Consider the following 17,465-nt stretch of genomic DNA (forward strand, 5'->3'; position numbering starts at 1 on the left):
GCTAGCGCGTCGGTGTCACTGAACCGTGGCTGCCGTACTCCCCGTTCCCGCCGCGCCCCCTGCTGCGGGCAGCGCGGGCAGCGCGGGCAGCGCGGGTACCGGGGCCGGGGGCAGCGCGGGCAATGCGGGTACCGGGGCCGGGGGCAGCTCCAGCGGCGGCAGTGCGACCGGGGGCAGTTCCACCGGCAGTGGCGGCAGACCGCCCAGGAGATCTCCGAGGAGGCCGTCGAGGGTGTCGAGGAGGCCGCTCACCAGGCCCGTGACCGTGCCCAGCAGGCCGTCGACCAGGCCGGTCACCGTGTCGAGGAGCCCGCTGAGGGTTGCCTGGAGCTGGTCGAGGAGGTCCGAGATCGGGTCGGCCATGGCTGCCGCGGCCCTGTTCGTCGTACCGGTCCGTTCCGCCAGGCGTTGCTTGAGCGAGGCGTTCGCCGTCTCGACCGCCTTGGCGAACCCGGCCGCCTGGGTCGCGGTGAGGCGGCCGGTGCCGGTCTGTTCGGTGAGGTCGGTCAGGACGTTCAGTACCGGGGCGAGTACGTCGGTGCGGTCGGCGCGGTCGAGGGCGCCGAGCCGCTTGAGCACCCGGTCCGCGTAGGAGGAGGCGTTGGAGGAGGTGCCGGACGTGGTGGACCACGACGTGTGGGCGCCGATGGAGGCGTAGGCGTCCCGGCTGGCGTCGGTGACGGCGACGGCCGTGCCGACCGGGCCGAATATCAGCGCGGCACAGACGACGGACGACGGTAGGAGGAGCCCGCGGGAGCGGGGGCCGAGGCCGGAACGGGATACGAGGGCGCGCATGCGCAGTCCTTTCGAGAGCTGCTCTCTTTGGCCCCACGGTGAGAACACCGGCCACTGCCCGCAACCGAACGCAGACTCTCGGTAACCTCGGTCTCGCTCGCCGTGACCCGGCTGACCTGCGCGTTTCGTCGTGCGTCGCGTGAGATCGCGGTGCGGAGCCATTCGGCTGTCAGGGGAGTTCCTCCCGACGGTATGGAAGGGGCACGTCAGATCTGCTGCCGGTGCGCCCCGTGTCCCTGCTGTCCCTGTCACCCCTGCCGCTGGCCGCTGCTCTTGAAGAGGCTGACGCCCGCGCCGAGCGAGACGACTCCCATACCGACAGCGGTCATGACGCCCTGCGTCCCGTCGACGACGAACGGGGCGGCGGCCGCGACGGCGAGGTTGAACAGGAACAGGAACCAGAGGACGGGCTTGGAGGCGAGCAGGGACTTCATGGGGGCTTCCTTCCAGGTGAGGCCCAAGGAGGGCCAGGTGGGAGACGCGGGGGGAGGTGGTCGGGGAGGCGTTTGCTTCCGAGGTCAACGATCCCGGGAACGCCTCTCCGTCACGAGGGAGTGCTCTCCCGAACCCGGGGTGTAGCCCGCTACACCTTTTCGGTGGTCCGTCGCCATGTCGTACGAGGAGCACCGCACAACTGTCCTCGCCACCAGGGCTGTCGTGCACAGACCGGGGTGCTTGGAGAACGCGCCTCTCCCGCGAAAACGTCCGAAACGTAAGCGGTTTAGACTCTCCCCGCAACGGCCCGAAACTCGGCGGTCAAGAGTGGGCGTGAACAGCCAGACCCGAAGGGTATTCGGCGCTTTGATACGGATAGATTCAGTCACCAAGCGATACCCGGATGGCACGGTGGCCGTCGACCGGCTCTCCCTCGACATACCGGACCGTTCGATCACCGTCCTCGTCGGCCCCTCGGGCTGTGGCAAGACGACCACGCTGCGGATGATCAACCGGATGGTCGAGCCCAGCGAGGGAACGATCCTCATCGACGGCGTCGACAGTCGTCAGCAGTCGGTCAACACCCTGCGCCGGTCCATGGGTTACGTCATCCAGAACGCCGGACTCTTCCAGCACCGGACGATCGTCGACAACATCGCGACCGTGCCCCGGATGCTCGGCTGGAGCAAGGACAAGGCCCGGGCGCGGGCGCGGGAACTGATGGAACGGGTGGGGCTCGACGCCTCGTTCGCCAAGCGGTACCCCTATCAGCTCTCCGGCGGCCAGCAGCAGCGCGTCGGCGTGGCACGGGCCCTGGCCGCCGATCCTCCGGTGCTGCTGATGGACGAGCCGTTCTCCGCCGTCGACCCCGTCGTCCGTAAGGGACTTCAGGACGAACTCCTGCGCATTCAGGAGGAGTTGGGCAAGACCATCGTCTTCGTCACGCATGACATCGACGAGGCCGTCAAGCTCGGCACGATGGTCGCCGTGCTGCGTACCGGCGGCAAGCTCGCCCAGTACGCGCCGCCCGCCGAGCTGCTGTCCGACCCCGCCGACGCGTTCGTCGAGGACTTCCTCGGCGCCGACCGGGGCATCCGGCGTCTGTCGTTCTTCTCCTCCGGCGGACTTGAACTGCTCACCACCCCGATCGTCGCGATCGACGCCACCGCCGAGCAGATCGCCGCGCGTGGCGCGGCCGAGGCCCCCTATCTCCTGGTCGCCGATCTGGACGGGCGTCCGCTCGGCTGGAGCGAGCCCGGCGCTCTGACGGCCGGACAGGTCGACGCCGGCCAACTGCTGCCGTACGGGCGGCCGTTCGTCGCCGGACGGGACTCGCTGCGTGCCGCGCTCGACTGCGCCGTCCTGTCGCCCACCGGCTGGGCGGTCGCGGTGGACGACGAGGGCCGGGCCGCCGGAGTCGTCTCGCAGGCGGCCATCGGCGACGCCATCCGCGGCGCCCACGCCCACGCGGCAGGCCGTGCGGAGACGTCTCCCACCGGGGCGGGCTTCCGGAAGGCCGCCACCCGGTGAACCGCTTCTTCGACATTCCCAGCGACCTCCAGCACGACTGGCTCGGCCTCATCGGGCTCCATCTGCGCGAGGCCCTGCTGCCGGTGCTGGGCGGGCTGCTGCTGGCGCTTCCGCTGGCCCAACTGTGCGTGCGGCTGCGCTGGTTGTACCCGCCCGTGCTGTGGGTGACGACCGTGCTCTACGCCATCCCGTCGCTGGCCTTCTTCGTGGTCCTCATCGACTACACGGGGCAGACCGAACTGACGGTGATGATCCCGCTCACCGTCTACAGCCTGGTCGTGCTCGTCCCGGCGATCGTCGACGGCGTCCGCTCGGTCCCGCAGGAGACCCTCGCCGCCGCGACCGCCATGGGCTTCGGGCCCGTACGCCGTTACGTACAGGTCCAGTTGCCGATCGCGGTGCCCGCCATCATCGCCGGTCTGCGGGTCGCCACCGTGTCCAGCATCAGCCTCGTCAGCGTCGGCATGCTGATCGGCAACCAGGGCGCGCTCGGCAACCTGCTCCACGACGCGCAGATCTACAACCGGCCCGAACTCGCCTGGAACTCCGTGATCACCAGCGCCGCCCTGGCGGTCCTCGCGGACGCCGCCCTGGTCGTCGTACGCATCCTGCTCACCCCCTGGATGCCGAGCGCCGCGCGCGGCGCCAAGTCCAGGCCCGCCGGGGTCCGGCCCGAGCCGGCCGTGCCCGCCCTGGAGGACGCAGCCCGGTGAACGTCATCAACTTCATCCACGCCTTCTTCGGCGACAGCGCGCACTGGCACGGCTACGACGGCATTCCCACCCGGCTGTGGGAGCACGTCCAGTACTCCCTGGAGGCGCTCGCCATCGCCGCCGCGATCGGACTGCCGATCGGCCTGATCACCGGTCACTACGGGCGGGGCGGCAACGTCCTGTCCCTGGTGGCCACGGCCGGCCGCGCACTGCCCACCTTCGGCCTGCTGGTGGTGGCGACCCTCGCACTCGGGTTCGGCATGCTGCCCGTGATGATCCCGCTGGTCGTCCTCGCCGTACCGCCGATCCTGGTCACCACCTACGAGGCGATGCGCTCCGTGGATCCGCCCCCCGTGGACGCCGCGCGGGGCATGGGCATGGGCGAGACCGGCATCCTGCTGCGCGTCGAACTGCCCGTCGCGCTGCCGATGATCCTCGGCGGTCTGCGCTCGGCGGCCATCCAGATCGTCTCCACGGCCACCATCGCCGCGTACGTCAGCCTCGGTGGCCTCGGTCGCTACATCGTCGACGGCCTCTACCAGCACGACTACGAGAAGGTGGTGGGCGGCGCCACCCTGGTCGCCGGCATGGCACTCGCGACGCTCGCGGTGTTCTGGGCGGCGACGAAGGCGGCGGTCTCGCCGGGAGTGCGCAGGAGCAACTAAGACCGACCGGCGGAGGATCAGGATCAGGTCGGAGGAATGCCGCTGCGCCTCATCAGCACGCGTGAGCGAGGCTTGCTGCGTGCAGCTGCGAGGTGGCGGGCGGCGTCGACGCGCTGGGGTCCCCCCGCTGGGGGTCCGGCCCTCCTGCTGGCTCTGGGGGAGGGCGTGGGCCGACCGACCCGCGTCTGCGGCACGGTCCGCCGGGGCCTGCCCCGGCCCGGAGCAGGCCCCGGGCGTGGCCGGCTTCGGAGCGTGACCGCATCCGGGTCCCGCCCGTCCGTCAGCCTTCGGAGCGGGCCAGGGCCTGTTCCAGTACGACCAGCAGGGCGTCGCGTACCGAGCCGCGCTCGCGGGCGTCGAAGATGAGCAGCGGCACGCCTTCGGACACGTCGAGGGCCCAGCGGACCTCGTCCAGTGTGTGCGCGGTCTGGCCGTCGAAGGCGTTCACGGCGACGGCGAACGGGATCTGCTTGTGCTCGAAGTAGTCGACGGCGGCGTAACAGTCGTCGAGCCGGCGGGTGTCCACGATGACCAGCCCGCCGATCGCGCCCTCCACGATGTCGTCCCACATGAACCCGAACCGCTCCTGCCCGGGCGTGCCGAACAGGTACAGCTTCAGCGTCGGGTCGATGGTGATGCAGCCGAAGTCCATCGCGACCGTGGTGGTGGTCTTGGTCGGGGTGTGGCTGAGGTCGTCGACGCCCGCCGCGACCTCGGTGATCGCCGCCTCGGTGGTCAGCGGCTCGATCTCGGAGATCGAGCCGACAGCGGTGGTCTTGCCCACGCCGAAGCCGCCCGCGATCACCAGTTTCACCGGCAACGGCGGCCGTACGGCGGCCTGTCCGGCCGAGGTGCGGACCAGCGGTTCAGTCGGTGTCACGGAGGACCCTCCGGGAGTCGGGGATGGCCCGCAGGCCATCGATAACCCTGCGCAGAACGGACGAGTCGTGGGTGACGCCGGAGTCGGGCACGTGCACCGACAGTTGGCCCGCCGTCCGGAGGTCCTCGGCGAGGACCCGCACCACGTTCAGGTGCAGCCGCAGCCTGGCCGCGATCTCCGCGATGGACTGCGGAACGCGGCAGGCGGCGACGATGTCGTGCTGTTCGAAGGAGAGCCGGTGGAGCGCGGCGAGCCCGCCGGTGGTGGCCACCAGCTGGGTCTCCACGGGCATCGTCCGGCCGGACGACGCCTCGCCCGCGGCGCCCGCGACCCGGCCGGCGGTGACCAGGAAGGGCCGCACGGCGGGGGCGGGACCGACGGGAGCGACGCCGTCCTCGCCGGCCCCGCGCGGTGTGCGGCCGTCCGCCATCGGTGTTCGCTCTCTCTACGTCTCTCTGCGGTCACTCTGCGGTCTCTGTACGGCTTTCCACGGCTTGCTACGGAGGCACGCGCTCAGTGCAGACGTGTGGCGCCGACGGTGTTCTTCAGTTCCAGGACGAGCTGCGGGCTGAGCGCGGTGCCCGCGCGGTTGGCGAACACCGTCATCTCGTAGGCGATGTTGCCCAGCTTGGCCTCCTTGCCGGTGACCACGCCGAGTACGGCGCCGCTGCCGATCGCGGAGACCAGGACATGGCCGCCCTCCAGGTCGATGATGACCTTGTTCAGGCCGCCCAGACCGTAGTTGCCGGAGGCGCCCGCGGCCAGGCTGGTGATGCCCGAGACGATCGCGGCCAGCCGTTCGGAGTCGGCGTGCTCGCGCAGCGCCGACACGGCGATCAGCAGCCCGTCGGAGGACACCGCGATGGCGTCCACGACCCCTGCGGTCTCGGTGGCGAAACGGTTTAGCAGCCAGGTGAAGTCGTCTGCGGCGGCCCGCAGATCGCTCGGCCTGGCGTCTCCGGCGGGAGTTCCACCTGTCGGCGTGTTCACTGCTCGGCTCCTTCCGGAAGGTGGTTCTGGTGGTGCGGGGTGTCCCCGACGGTGATCTGGTCGGTGGACGGGTCGGACGGCTCTGTCCGGTCGGGCGAAACATCGGGACGGTGGTCGGGCCGGCCGTCGTCGTGACGAGCGGCCCGGTGTCCGGTGGGGCGGGGGTGTTCGCCGGTGTCGCGGTGCGCGCGGGCCACGGCCGCCTCGAACTCCTCCAGCGAATCGCGTACGGCGTCCGCGTCGGCGGGGCGGGCGGCCTGCCGCGCGGCCTGCTGGGCGCCGGCGTCGGCGGGCGTCCGCAGTGTCGCTCCGCGCACCCGTCGCCTGAGCGGACGGGAGCCGTCGGGACCGACGGCGAACGGGTCGGCCCCGGCCTGTGCGGAGAGCGGACCGGCGGGACGGCCGAGCGGGGCTGGTCCGGCCCCCTGCTCCGGCCCGCGGACGGAGTCACCGGGGCCCCCCGCCGCAGGGACGAGACCGCTCGCGGGGCCGGCGGGGTGGGCGTGCGGCGACTGCTCCGTCGCACGGGCGGCGGGCTGGGACCCGGTCGGGTGGGCGTATGGCGCCGGGTCCGTCGTAGCGGTGGGAGTGGTGCGCTCCGCCGTGCGGGAGTAGGTGCCGGGTTGGTCGTCCGCGCGGGCGAGACCGCTCTCGGGGCCGGCCGGGTGGGCGTGCGGCGCCGGGGCCGTCGTAGCGGCGGTAGTGGTGCGGTCCGCTGTGCGGGAGGCGCCGGGTTCGGCGTCCGCGCGGGTGTGGAGCGTCGGCTCGGCGGCCCGGGGTGCCGGGATTCCGGCCCCGTCGGGGTGAACGCCGGAGGCGGCGGGCTCGGGCAGGCCGGCATGGGCCGTGGCAGCAGACAGGGAAGCTGAACTCCCCGGCTCGGCACCGCCCGTGGCGGCCGGAGTCCCGGACCGCGTGGGGAGAGCGGGGGACGCGGACCTCGCCGTACGGGAGGGGAGACCGGCTTCGGCCGGGTGGCCGGAGAAGCCGGTCGCAGCCGTACGGCTGCCGGAACCGGTATCGCCCGTCCGGACGGCGAGGCCGGCCGCGTCGGTGCCGGTGGAGGCACCTGCCGTGGCCGTGACGGTGTCGCGCGCCGACTCCGTCGGGTCCTCGGCGGCGGACGTGGAGGGCAGGGGGATCCCGGCGCCGGCCGCCGAAGGCAGCGGGGCCCCGGTCCCCTCTTCGGCGGGGGACGCGTCACGGCGGGGGACTCGGCGGGGGAGTACGGTCGCCTCCTCCTCGTGCTTGGCCCAGGACGGGACCGTGGACGGGATGGAGGGCGGGATCGAGGACGACGGGGAGGGGCCGGCCGCGGGGGCCGACGGAGCGGCGAGCGCGGCGGGCGGGGGAGGCACGTCCGGGGAGCCGAGCCGGCCCGCCGACTCCAGCTCACTCGCCGTCAGGAGCAGCGTCGACGGGATCAGCACCTCGGCGGTCACTCCGCCGCCCGGGGTACGGGACAGCGTGACGTCCACGTCCCAGCGGCGCGCCAGCGCACCGACCACGAACAGGCCGAGCACCTTCGTCGGGATGACGTCGAGGCGTTCACGGCGCACGAGGCGGGAGTTCTCCTCGGCGAGGCGCTCGGCGCTCATGCCCAGACCGTGGTCCGAGACGGTGATCGACGCGCTGTCGTGGTCGGAGCCGACCACCACCTCGACGGGGCTGTCCGCGGGCGAGAACGACACGGCGTTCTCAAGGAGTTCGGCGATCATCAGGGTCAGGTCACCGATGATGTCGGGCTCCACCATGGCCTCGGTCGCGGCCCGCAGCCGTACCCGCTGGAAGCCCTCGATCTGGCCCAGCGCGGCACGTACGACGTTGGTGAGCGCGATCGGCCCGGACTCCAGCACGGTCTCGCGGATGCCGGCCAACAGCATCAGGCTGTCGGCGTTGCGGCGCAGGCGGACCGCGATGTGGTCGATGGAGTAGAGGCGTTCGAGCAGCGCCGGGTCGGTCTCGCCGCGCTCCACCGCGTCGATCAGCGCGAGCTGACGGGTCGTCAGGTTGCTGACGCGGCGACCGACGTTGCCGAACATCTCGGCGACGTTGCGCCGGCTGAGCACCTGGCGCTCCAGCAGCGCGGCGGCGGTGGTCTGCACGTTGTTGAACGCCTTGGCGAGTTGACCGATCTCGTCGTCCGCGGTGACCGGCAGCCGGCGCAGTCGCGGGGAGCCGGACTCCTCGGCGTCGTCGTCGGCGACGCGGGCGAGCTCGCGGCCCGCCACGTCGGCGACCTCCTGGGCGGCTCCCGTCAGCGCCAGCACCGGGCGGACCACGGAGCGGCGGACCAGGATGGAGAAGGCGATCCACAGGGCGAAGCAGAGCAGCGCCAGGGTCAGCAGCAGGCCCGCGCGCACCTTGGCGCTGGTGGCGCTGTCGTCGGCCCGGTCGGCGATCTGGTCGATGAGTGAGGCGGTGATGTCCAGCCGGGTCCCGGACTGCGCGCGGTAGTTGGGGTAGGAGACGATGGCCGTTCGCAGCGCCGCCCGGATCGCGCTCTTGGACTCGGCCTGCAACGCGCTGGGGTCCACGGCCAGTTCGGCGTACTGCCGGCCGATGGCGGCCTGCCAGGAGTTGTGCTCGATGCCGCCGAACTCGTCGGTCTGCGCCTCGTCGGCGAACCGGGCGAACCGCTCGGCCTGGTAGGTGAACACCTCGTAGGAGCCAACGGCTCCGGTGAACTCGATGAGCGCGTTGCTGTCGCGGGTCCCCGCGGAGAAGACGCCGGTCTCGTAGGCGCCGTGGGCGGTGTCGGCGCGCAGCAGCGAGTCGAGGAGGTTACCGGTGAAGGTGGTCGCGAGGTCGGCGTTGCGGTCCAGGCCCAGGCCGTCGATGAGGCCGTCGGCCGCACCCGAGTACGCCGGGTCGATGTTGGTGGCGGGCAGGTAGCCCTGCTCGATGGTGGACCGCAGGCCGGACAGGGCCTGGACGTCCTTGAGGGCCTGCACCTCGGTGTCCGGCAGCCGGTCGCCGAAGGCGTCGACGGCCTTCCGCACCTGGGCGTCCACGGCCGCCTGCGCCTGCCGGTAGTTGGCGGTGGAGGGGGTGCCGGCGTCGAACGCCGCTTCGTATCGCACCGAGAGCAGGATCGCCTGCTGGTGTTCGGCCTGCAGCTCGGCGACCAGTTGGGCCACCTGGGCGCTGGCGCGCACCAGTTGGGCGGCGTCCTCCGCGCGGTTGGACTCCTGCACCAGGTCGACGATGAGGTACGACAGCAGCAGCGCGATCACCGTCAGCGGGATACCGACGAGTACGTTCAGTTTGCGCTGGAAGGGCCATCGGTCGGCGAACCCCCGCAGGCCCCGGCGCGTGGACGTCTGTGCCGAGGGTGCCGACCGGGGGGACGCGTCCACCTCTTTCGTGGACACCGGGCCTCCTTCAAGAAGGTGTCGCAGGCGTGCAAGGGGGGCGCATGCGTGCCGACTTTCTGCACGCACGTGTCCGAATACGAACGATTATGAACGACAAGGAAGCGGCCCCCGCACACCGCTGCGGCCCCCGCCGAATGCTGTGGCGGACGCCAACTCCGGCGAGACTATCCCGTCTTCGAACGGGCCAGCGCGTGGCCCTAAGTCAAGAATCCATTACGAAGCGGCGTACGAGGCCCACTTGGGGGCCTTCCGGGGAGTACACAGGTGATCTCCCGATCCATGCGCGAGTGATCACCGATAGACGTCAATCGGTAACCCGGTTTCTCTTGACTGATCAAGAAGCGGCTGGATTGGATCAGACCAAAGCGTCTGAGCTCTCATCAACTCCCCCAGCCCGGAACGGGAACCGTGACTATCAACGCCCACAGCAGCAGGTCCCTCAGGAACCACCCAGGTGCGGCGGCCGTCGCCCTCGCGGCGGTGACATTCCTGCTGGCGGGATGCTCCTCCTCGTCCGACGACACCTCCGACCCGCTCGCCGGCGACAAGGCGGCCGGTGACACCGTGGTCGTAGGCTCCAACAACTTCGCCGAAAGCATCCTGATCGCCGACATCTACGGCGAAGCCCTGAAGGCCAAGGGCATCAAGGTGACCTACAAGCCCAACATCGGCAGCCGCGAGACCACGTACGGCCTGCTCAAGAACGGTTCCATCACCGTTCTGCCGGAGTACAACGGCTCGCTGCTGGCCTACCTGGACGCGAAGGCCGCGCAGACGTCGCTCGCGACCGTGAACGCCTCCGCGAAGGCCAAGCTCGACTCCAAGCTCACGCTGCTGGAGTCGTCGCCGGCCGAGGACAAGGACTCCGTCACGGTCAACGCGGCGACCGCGAAGCAGTACAACCTCACCGCGACCTCCACGCTCGCCGACCTCAAGGCCGCCGCGCCGGACCTGGTCCTCGGCGGTTCGCCCGAGTTCCAGACCCGCCAGCAGGGCATGGTCGGCCTGGAGTCGGTGTACGGGCTGAAGTTCAAGTCCTTCAAGGCTCTCGACGCGGGCGGCCCGCTGACCCAGGCCGCGCTGAAGAAGAACACCGTGCAGGCCGCGGACATCTTCACCACGGACCCGACCATCACCAAGGAGAAGTTCGTCGTCCTCCAGGACCCGAAGAACCTCTTCGGATTCGCGAACGTGACCCCGCTGGTCTTCAAGAGCGGGCTCTCCCAGGAGGGCATCGCCGCGCTCAACGCCGTCTCCGCCAAGCTCGACACGAAGTCCCTGCTCGACATGGACTCCCAGGTGCAGCTGGAGAGCAAGGACCCGCTGGACGTCGCCAAGGCCTGGCTGAAGTCGGCCGGCCTGAGCTGACGTTCCGCCCGGCACCACGGAATCACGAGGGCCGCACCCGTACTCAGGGGTGCGGCCCTCGCCATGCCATTTCCCCGGTCTCGTGCGTGCTTCGACCGGCTGGTGCTGTCATCGCGCTGGTTCCCCGAGTCGTGGCCGCGTCCCGGCGTCCGGCCGCGCGGGGTGGGAACGGGCGCGCTGAACCTCGTAGGCACAGCGTCTGAACCGGCTTTCCGCGGAGCTGCTCAGCGTTGTCCGGCCTGATGGAGGAAGGACTCTCGGCAGTCGGCAGCGTCACCGTGAACTCCGTACGAACTCCGTACGGCCCGGTTCGCTCCGTACGCCGATCAGGTCGTCGGCATGGACGGGCCGTCGAGCCTCGGCGGCAGCCGCCAGTCGTGGTCCGTGCCCGCCGCCGGCCCGAGAGGGCCTGTTGGGCCGCCGTGTGTGAACCGGGCGGTGGTCTGTATCGGGTGCGGGCGGTTCAGACCCCGCCGAGCAGCAGGGCGAGCCCTTGTTCGACCATCGGCCCCAGATCCTCCGTGCCCGGCGCGACAACGCCGTACGAGCGGTGGAGGAACCGCTGGAGCTGCGCCGTACGGAACCGGACCACGGCAAGCCCGTACGGCGAGTGGAGTTCCACGACCGTGCGCGCCGGTCCGCACGGCCACAGGTGCACCTCGCCGATCCCCGCCGGGTTCTCCAGCCCCTCTTCCAGGAGCGTCCGGGAGAAGGTCCAGCTCACCCCTTCCCCGTCGACCGAGACCTCGACGGGGAAGTCGATGTGGACGGCGAGCGGGTCGACAGACTCGTAGCGCAGGGTGACGGCGAGCGGGAGCTCCTGGTAACCGGGGGTTATCAGGCGGGCGCGTGCGGACTGCTCCAGGGTTCTGTGCATGATCGTCTTCCCGTCCGGGTGGGGCGTTGGGCCAGTTGTGCCGAGCTGCCTTCTCGACCTCCGGTAGTGCCCGGGCATTACGCGGATACGGAAGTTACCCCATGTGACGTGCGTCACCTTCGGTAATTACTTGAGTTTTTTGTCATCTAGCCTTACAAACTCGTCCCCAATGTCCCATCCGCAGGTAACTGGAGCGTTCCTGCCCATGATTGACAACACCGCCACCGCGACCGACGCGTACGCCCGCATCTACGAGGAGCAGCAACCGCGTCTCGTCGCGTATGCGCGTTCGCTCACCAAGAGCAGTTGGGCCGCGGAGGACCTGGTCGCCGAGGCGCACTTCCGTGTGTGGCGACGCCTGTCGGCGGGGCACGAGATCGACAACGTGCCCGCGTACCTGATGACGACCGTCCGGCACCTGGCGGCCTCCGCGGGCAGCAGCTCGGCCCGCGAGACCCCCCAGGATCCGCAGGACAGCCCGGAACGCGGGGAACGGGTCGTCTCCCAGAGCCGTCACGTGGACGATCCCGCCGAACAGGTCTCCTCGGTCGACCTGTTGGTACGGGTACTGGGCCAACTCCCCGACCGCTGGGTCAAGGCGCTGTGGCTGGCGGAGGCGGAGGACCAGCCCCTGGCGGTGATCGGCCCCCAGATCGGCACCGGCACCAAGGAGGGCGCCACCGCGGTACTCCTCCACCGCGCCCGGGAGGGCATGCGCCAGGCCTTCCTGCGCGAGCAGCCCGGCGTCCCGGACAACACGGCGTGCGAGCCGTACTGGGTCCGCATGCCCGCGTACGTACGCGGCACCGCGACCCGCCGTCAGTCCGACCAGATCCTCACCCACACGGACACCTGCGACGACTGCCGCCACCGACTCGCTTTGCTGATGCGCACGAACGACCGCCTGCCCGCGCTCGTCGGTCCGGCCCTGCTGGTGCTTCTGGTGGGTGGCACGGGGAAGTACCTGCTGTCGTTCGCGGCGTCGTCCGTCGGTGCGTCGACCGTGACGTCTTCCGCTGCGGCCGGGCACGGTGGGGGCGTGCTGCAGGCGGTACATGCGGTGCGTCATGCCGTGGTCAGTGGCTCGAAAATGCCCAAGGCGCTCGCGCTGAGCACGGGGGCGGCGGCAGCGGCCGTCGCGATCACCATCGCGCTCACCTCTCCGCAGGTGCAGCTGCAGGAACGGTCCCGGATCCCGCTGGCGGGCAAGCCAGTGGCACCGGCGCCGGTGGCGGACGTGCCGACGGCGGCGCCTGTGCCGGTGAAGACGAGTCCGGTGAGTGTGCCCGAGCGGGTGCCGGCTGAGGTGCGGGTCGCTTCGGTGGTTACGGTGACTCGTGGGGGCGGTATCGGTGCGGGCACGGGCACGGGCACGGGTGGGGGTACGGCTGTGGTGCCTGTGGCTGCTCCCGGTGCGCCGGTCGAGCCTGGGTCCTCGGTGCCGGCACCTCCGGTCGAGGAGCCGGTGCCGCCGGTGAGCGAGACACCTGAGGTGCCTGCGCCTGTGGTGCCTGTCGTGCCTGTCGTGCCTGGGGGTCCGGTACCTCCGGTTGTGGAGCCGCCTGTGGTGGAACCCCCTGTGGTGGAACCCCCTGTGGTGGAACCCCCTGTGGTGGAACCCCCTGTGGTGGAGCCTCCGGTTGTGGAGCCGCCTGTGGTGGAGCCTCCGGTTGTGGAACCCCCTGTGGTGGAACCCCCGGTTGTGGAGCCGCCTGTGGTCGAGCCGCCGGTGGTGGAACCCCCTGTGGTGGAACCCCCGGTGGTGGAACCCCCTGTGGTGGAACCCCCGGCGGTCGAGCCCCCGGTGGTGGAGGCGCCAGAGCCACCGGTTTCCGAGCCTCCCGTGGATCCCGTCCCTGTCCCTGTCCCTGTCCCCGTCCCGGATCCGTACCCGGTCGCCCCAACTCCCGTGGACCCCGACCCCTCCCCTGCCGTCGTCCCGGTGCCGGATCCGGCACCGGACGCGGTCACGCCAACTCCCGTTGACCCCGACCCTGTTGAGGAGACCCCGGTTCCCGACCCCGGCGGCTGCTGATCGGGCGAACAGACCGCTTTCGGTTGTATTTTTCCTCGCCGAGCAACCTGGACATGACTTCCCCTGTCTCACAGGTTGCTCACAGGTTCGGCCTGGACGCGTTGGGGTGTGTCCGTACACAGGTCGGCCGGTCGTGGGCTGTGTCCAGTCCGTGCCACTTGACCATGGCACTGGCAGACGAGGAACCGATGACCACACACACCGGAGGCCCCGGAGAAATCCGGGGCCTCCGGTGTGTGGTCCCCAGGCAGGCTCAGCCCTGTGACGTGCTACGACCGTCACTCCTGACGATCAGTCCTGACGATCAGTCCTGACGTACGACGTTCGTGCCCGGGCCACCCGAGAGGACGTCCCTGCCGGCGCCGCCGTACAGCTTGTCGTTGCCGCTGTTGCCCCAGATGTAGTCGACGCCGGCGTTGCCGTACAGGACGTCGTTGCCCTTGTCGCCGGAAATGTGGTCGTTGCCGGCGCCGCCGTAGATCGTGTCGTTGCCGTCGTCACCGCGCAGGTCCTCGGCCCCCGCGGTGCCGCGGATCACGTCGTTGCCCTTGCCGCCCTGCGCGGTCCCGTTGGAGGAGGTGAGGGTGTCGTTGCCGTCGCCGCCGGCCGCGAGCAACGAGTTACCCGCGCTGATGGTGTCGTCGCCTGCCCCACCGTCCACGAAGTTGCCGGCGATGTTGCCCCGGCCGGTCAGCTTGTCCTTGCCCGCGCCGAGGATGAACGCGGTGGTGAAGTAGGTCTCGTTGCTCTTGTTGGTGAAGTCGACCACGTCATTGCCGTCGCCGAGGTACATCCGCATGATCTGGTACGGGCTCTGGGTCTCCTCGGTGACGACGGTGCACGCGACCTTCGTGTGGTCGGCCGCGCTAGGGTAGACGCACCCGTGTCCGGCACTGATCGGAACGACGTCGTCGACCACGAAGGTGATGTCCGTGGCGTTGGCCTTGGACTCGGTGACGGTCGCCTTGTTGGTCTGGCCGGCGGCGGCCGTGTAGGTGAACTCCCGGTCGCTGGAGTCGACTTCGGCCTTGGCGGACGGCGTCGCGGCACCAGCCGTACCGGCCAGGGCGAGCGGAACGGCCGCCAGTCCGGCGCCGAGGGCGAGCGTGAGAGTCAGTGCCGATGCGAAGCGTGTCGTACGACGGCCGGTGGGGGAAGAGGGCATGCGCGTAACCTCCAGGGTCACATGGGCACTTGAGGCGGTTCCGGATTTGTTCAGAACTCGGTGACGCCATGTGAGACGACCGAAGTGCGCCCCGGGTTGTAGAGAGTCACCCAAGCCGACGGCCAAGCATTCGGGCAGGTGGAGCGACCCAAGTCCCCTCCAGTCGTCCACCCATGTGAACAATGATCAAGTACGCGACTATTGACGCGTCCAGGGCCACCCCTCTAACTTCCGAGAGAAAGCGCTTTCCAATTCCGGTCCGGCAGCTGTTCCACCTGATCCAACCGCCCTGGAGATGGAGAACCACGATGCAACTGAGACCCGTCATGGCATGCGTCACCCTGCTGGCAGGCACACTCGTCGCACTCTCCGGCACCACGGCACAGGCCGCGACCACGAGGTACGAGGCCGAGACCTCACCGGCAGTCTGCACCGGCACCATCGACTCCGACTGGACCGGCTACTCCGGCAGCGGATTCTGCAACGGCACCAACTCGGCTGGCTCGTATGCCCAGTTCACCGTATCCGCACCCGCATCGGGCACGGCGACACTGGGCGTCCGCTTCGCCAACGGCACCACCACCGCCCGTGCGGTGAGTGTCATCGTGAACGGTACGACGGTCACGACGGCGACCTTCGAGGGCACCAGCACCTGGACGGGGTGGACGACAAAGACCCTGACCGTGCCGGTGGTCGCGGGCAGCAACACGGTCCGCCTCAACCCGACGGCCGCCGCGGGCCTCCCCAACATCGACTACGTCGACGCGAACGTCCCGGACGGCGGCACCACCCCGCCGCCGACGGCCTCCGCCCTGTATGTGTCCCCGTCCGGCACCGACAGCGCGGCGGGCACGTCATCGGCGCCGACCACCCTCACCTCGGCGATCAGCCGCATCACCGCGGGCGGAACGATCTACGTCCGCGGAGGCACGTACAACCAGCCCTCCACGATCACGATCCCGGTCGGCAACAACGGCACGGCCTCCGCCCGCACCACGCTGTCCGCCTACCCGGGCGAGACCCCGGTCCTCAACTTCTCGGCGCAGACCGAGAGTTCGACGAACCGCGGTCTCCAACTGAACGCCAACTACTGGTACATCAAGGGCCTGGTCGTCGAACGGGCCGGTGACAACGGCATCTACGTGGGCGGCAGCAACAACGTCATCGAGCGCACGGTGACCCGCTTCAACCGTGACACGGGCCTCCAGCTCGGCCGTATCGCCTCCACCACCCCGGCCGCCGACTGGCCGGCCAACAACCTGATCCTGAGCGCCGAATCGCACGACAACGCCGACTCGGACGGCGAGGACGCCGACGGTTTCGCGGCCAAGCTCACCACCGGCTCCGGCAACGTCTTCCGCTACGCGGTCTCGCACAACAACATCGACGACGGCTGGGATCTCTACACCAAGACGGACACCGGCCCCATCGGCCCGGTGACGATCGAGGACTCCCTGTCCTACAGGAACGGCACCCTCACGGACGGCTCCCAGGCCGGCAACGGCGACCGCAACGGCTACAAGCTCGGCGGCGACGACATCGCCGTCAACCACATCGTCCGCCGCAGCATCGCCTACAACAACGGCAAACACGGCTTCACCTGGAACAGCAACCCCGGCACACTGACGGTGTCGGACAACGTCAGCATCGACAACACGGAGCGCAACTTCAACTTCGACGGCGGCACGTCGGTGTTCCGCACGAACACGTCATGCCGCAGCACCAGCGGCACGAACGACCGGATCATCGGCAACTCCGACACGTCGAACCAGTTCTGGTCGGGCACGAACGGCTCCCGCTGCTCGTCGTACACGGGCGCCCTGCACTGGTCGTTCGCTTCGGACGGGCGTCTGGTGGTGACGTTCGGGGGGTAAGGGGGGCCGCCTCTCGCCGTCTCTCGTACGAGGCCATCGGCGCGGATGTGTGGATTCGCCATACCTCCGGACACCCCCAGGTCGCTGACCTGGGGGTGTCCGGGTGAACGTCGACATTACCAACATCGAGGTTACTAACATCAATGTTAGTAACCTCGATGTTGGTTGGGCGCTCACGGCCGATCGGTGACGGAGAACTCCATCCACTCGATGCCCGGGACGCTGAAGCGCGCACCGATGTTGACAGCCGCGATGCCCTCGAACTCGTGGTGGGCGCCTGATCCTTGGCTGCCGAGGCTCCATGGCGTCGCGACGTTCCACGCACTCTTGAGAACGGCCATCAGCGCCTGCTCGGGAGTGGGGCACCCGAGCGGGGAGACCAGCCGTACCACGGCGAGCTCGGGGAACTTGCAGTACCGCTCATAGCTCTCGATCTCCACGGGACGATCCAACCGAGCCGCAAGACGCCCGACCACCCGCTCGGCAGCGCGGCGGTCGTTCGCGTGTACGTGACAGCGCCAACGGATCGTCTGGAACATGGCGGAAACCATACGGGCCAGGCAGACAACTCGCAGTCGTCTCGGCCGACGTGGCATCCGGTGCCGCCTCGGCGTCGGAGCGGTGACCGCCAACCCTCGCCTCAACGGCGTGAACGACGCTGAACAGGACGGAAATTGGGTGAGCAATAGTCGGTGAGTTCCCGGCCCCGTCCACGACCGACCGGCGTTCTTGAGAGTGCCTGTACCAGGACCTGTTACCTC

General features: G+C 69.8%; 15 protein-coding genes. 6 read left to right on the forward strand and 9 right to left on the reverse strand.

From position 1 onward, the window contains the following. Positions 1-15 precede the first annotated feature (15 nt). Complete coding sequence (locus tag ACW4TU_RS23170; RefSeq protein ID WP_457416499.1) at positions 16-795, reverse strand: hypothetical protein; 780 nt, start codon at positions 793-795, stop codon at positions 16-18. A 248-nt stretch (positions 796-1,043) separates the two neighbouring features. After that, positions 1,044-1,229 (reverse strand): hypothetical protein, encoded by a 186-nt coding sequence (locus ACW4TU_RS23175; protein ID WP_457416501.1) that lies wholly within the window; start codon positions 1,227-1,229, stop codon positions 1,044-1,046. 367 nt (positions 1,230-1,596) lie between these two features. Between ACW4TU_RS23175 and ACW4TU_RS23180 the strand changes: the two genes are divergently transcribed. The 3 genes from ACW4TU_RS23180 to ACW4TU_RS23190 are packed head-to-tail and all read left to right on the forward strand — an operon-like array spanning position 1,597 to position 4,138. After that, a complete protein-coding gene (locus tag ACW4TU_RS23180) occupies positions 1,597-2,760 on the forward strand; it encodes an ABC transporter ATP-binding protein (RefSeq protein ID WP_457416503.1) in 1,164 nt (387 codons plus the stop codon). Beyond that, positions 2,757-3,473 (forward strand): ABC transporter permease, encoded by a 717-nt coding sequence (locus ACW4TU_RS23185; protein WP_457416505.1) that lies wholly within the window; start codon positions 2,757-2,759, stop codon positions 3,471-3,473. The genes ACW4TU_RS23180 and ACW4TU_RS23185 overlap by 4 nt, the downstream gene beginning before the upstream one ends. Further along, positions 3,470-4,138: an ABC transporter permease gene (locus ACW4TU_RS23190; RefSeq protein ID WP_457416507.1), complete on the forward strand. Its 669-nt coding sequence runs from the start codon at positions 3,470-3,472 to the stop codon at positions 4,136-4,138. The genes ACW4TU_RS23185 and ACW4TU_RS23190 overlap by 4 nt, the downstream gene beginning before the upstream one ends. 280 nt (positions 4,139-4,418) lie before the next feature. Here ACW4TU_RS23190 and ACW4TU_RS23195 read toward each other — a convergent pair whose 3' ends face one another. From ACW4TU_RS23195 to ACW4TU_RS23210, 4 genes are all read right to left on the reverse strand, one after another. After that, positions 4,419-5,018, reverse strand: coding sequence for a GTP-binding protein (locus ACW4TU_RS23195; RefSeq protein ID WP_457416509.1), 600 nt, complete (start codon positions 5,016-5,018; stop codon positions 4,419-4,421). Continuing rightward, the gene (locus tag ACW4TU_RS23200) at positions 5,005-5,448 is read right to left on the reverse strand and encodes a DUF742 domain-containing protein (RefSeq protein ID WP_457416511.1); all 444 of its coding nucleotides are present in this window, start codon (positions 5,446-5,448) and stop codon (positions 5,005-5,007) included. Before ACW4TU_RS23200 ends, ACW4TU_RS23195 begins: the two co-directional genes overlap by 14 nt. An 83-nt stretch (positions 5,449-5,531) precedes the next feature. After that, positions 5,532-6,008 carry a roadblock/LC7 domain-containing protein gene (locus tag ACW4TU_RS23205; RefSeq protein ID WP_457416513.1) on the reverse strand — a complete coding sequence of 159 codons (477 nt, stop codon included), beginning with the start codon at positions 6,006-6,008 and terminating at the stop codon, positions 5,532-5,534. After that, entirely contained in the window at positions 6,005-9,382 is a 3,378-nt protein-coding gene (locus tag ACW4TU_RS23210) for a sensor histidine kinase (RefSeq protein ID WP_457416515.1), read from the reverse strand. The genes ACW4TU_RS23205 and ACW4TU_RS23210 overlap by 4 nt, the downstream gene beginning before the upstream one ends. 411 nt (positions 9,383-9,793) lie before the next feature. Between ACW4TU_RS23210 and ACW4TU_RS23215 the strand changes: the two genes are divergently transcribed. Then, on the forward strand, positions 9,794-10,753 hold the full coding sequence (locus tag ACW4TU_RS23215) for an ABC transporter substrate-binding protein (RefSeq protein ID WP_457416517.1): 960 nt from the start codon (positions 9,794-9,796) through the stop codon (positions 10,751-10,753). 463 nt (positions 10,754-11,216) lie between these two features. Here ACW4TU_RS23215 and ACW4TU_RS23220 read toward each other — a convergent pair whose 3' ends face one another. Beyond that, positions 11,217-11,630 carry an SsgA family sporulation/cell division regulator gene (locus tag ACW4TU_RS23220; RefSeq protein WP_457416519.1) on the reverse strand — a complete coding sequence of 138 codons (414 nt, stop codon included), beginning with the start codon at positions 11,628-11,630 and terminating at the stop codon, positions 11,217-11,219. A 205-nt stretch (positions 11,631-11,835) separates the two neighbouring features. Here ACW4TU_RS23220 and ACW4TU_RS23225 point away from each other — a divergent pair, with 205 nt between their 5' ends. After that, the gene (locus ACW4TU_RS23225) at positions 11,836-13,665 is read left to right on the forward strand and encodes a sigma factor (protein ID WP_457416521.1); all 1,830 of its coding nucleotides are present in this window, start codon (positions 11,836-11,838) and stop codon (positions 13,663-13,665) included. A gap of 304 nt (positions 13,666-13,969) precedes the next feature. Here the strand turns inward: ACW4TU_RS23225 and ACW4TU_RS23230 are convergent, their stop codons facing one another. Further along, positions 13,970-14,830: a calcium-binding protein gene (locus tag ACW4TU_RS23230; protein WP_457416523.1), complete on the reverse strand. Its 861-nt coding sequence runs from the start codon at positions 14,828-14,830 to the stop codon at positions 13,970-13,972. A gap of 308 nt (positions 14,831-15,138) precedes the next feature. Here ACW4TU_RS23230 and ACW4TU_RS23235 point away from each other — a divergent pair, with 308 nt between their 5' ends. After that, positions 15,139-16,704, forward strand: a complete 1,566-nt coding sequence (locus ACW4TU_RS23235; RefSeq protein WP_457416525.1) for a carbohydrate-binding protein — start codon at positions 15,139-15,141, stop codon at positions 16,702-16,704. A 173-nt stretch (positions 16,705-16,877) separates the two neighbouring features. Here ACW4TU_RS23235 and ACW4TU_RS23240 read toward each other — a convergent pair whose 3' ends face one another. After that, on the reverse strand, positions 16,878-17,243 hold the full coding sequence (locus tag ACW4TU_RS23240; RefSeq protein ID WP_457416527.1) for a hypothetical protein: 366 nt from the start codon (positions 17,241-17,243) through the stop codon (positions 16,878-16,880). Between the last annotated feature and the right edge of the window lie 222 nt (positions 17,244-17,465).

This window comes from Streptomyces kryoterrae (assembly GCF_054072135.1).

What these genes read in the sequence shown, in the direction of transcription:
- ACW4TU_RS23170 (WP_457416499.1), bottom strand. Translation starts at nt 795, where the DNA reads ATGCGCGCCCTCGTATCCCGTTCCGGCCTCGGCCCCCGCTCCCGCGGG.
- ACW4TU_RS23175 (WP_457416501.1), bottom strand. Translation starts at nt 1,229, where the DNA reads ATGAAGTCCCTGCTCGCCTCCAAGCCCGTCCTCTGGTTCCTGTTCCTG.
- ACW4TU_RS23200 (WP_457416511.1), bottom strand. Translation starts at nt 5,448, where the DNA reads ATGGCGGACGGCCGCACACCGCGCGGGGCCGGCGAGGACGGCGTCGCT.
- ACW4TU_RS23220 (WP_457416519.1), bottom strand. Translation starts at nt 11,630, where the DNA reads ATGCACAGAACCCTGGAGCAGTCCGCACGCGCCCGCCTGATAACCCCC.
- ACW4TU_RS23225 (WP_457416521.1), top strand. Translation starts at nt 11,836, where the DNA reads ATGATTGACAACACCGCCACCGCGACCGACGCGTACGCCCGCATCTAC.
- ACW4TU_RS23230 (WP_457416523.1), bottom strand. Translation starts at nt 14,830, where the DNA reads ATGCCCTCTTCCCCCACCGGCCGTCGTACGACACGCTTCGCATCGGCA.
- ACW4TU_RS23235 (WP_457416525.1), top strand. Translation starts at nt 15,139, where the DNA reads ATGCAACTGAGACCCGTCATGGCATGCGTCACCCTGCTGGCAGGCACA.
- ACW4TU_RS23240 (WP_457416527.1), bottom strand. Translation starts at nt 17,243, where the DNA reads ATGTTCCAGACGATCCGTTGGCGCTGTCACGTACACGCGAACGACCGC.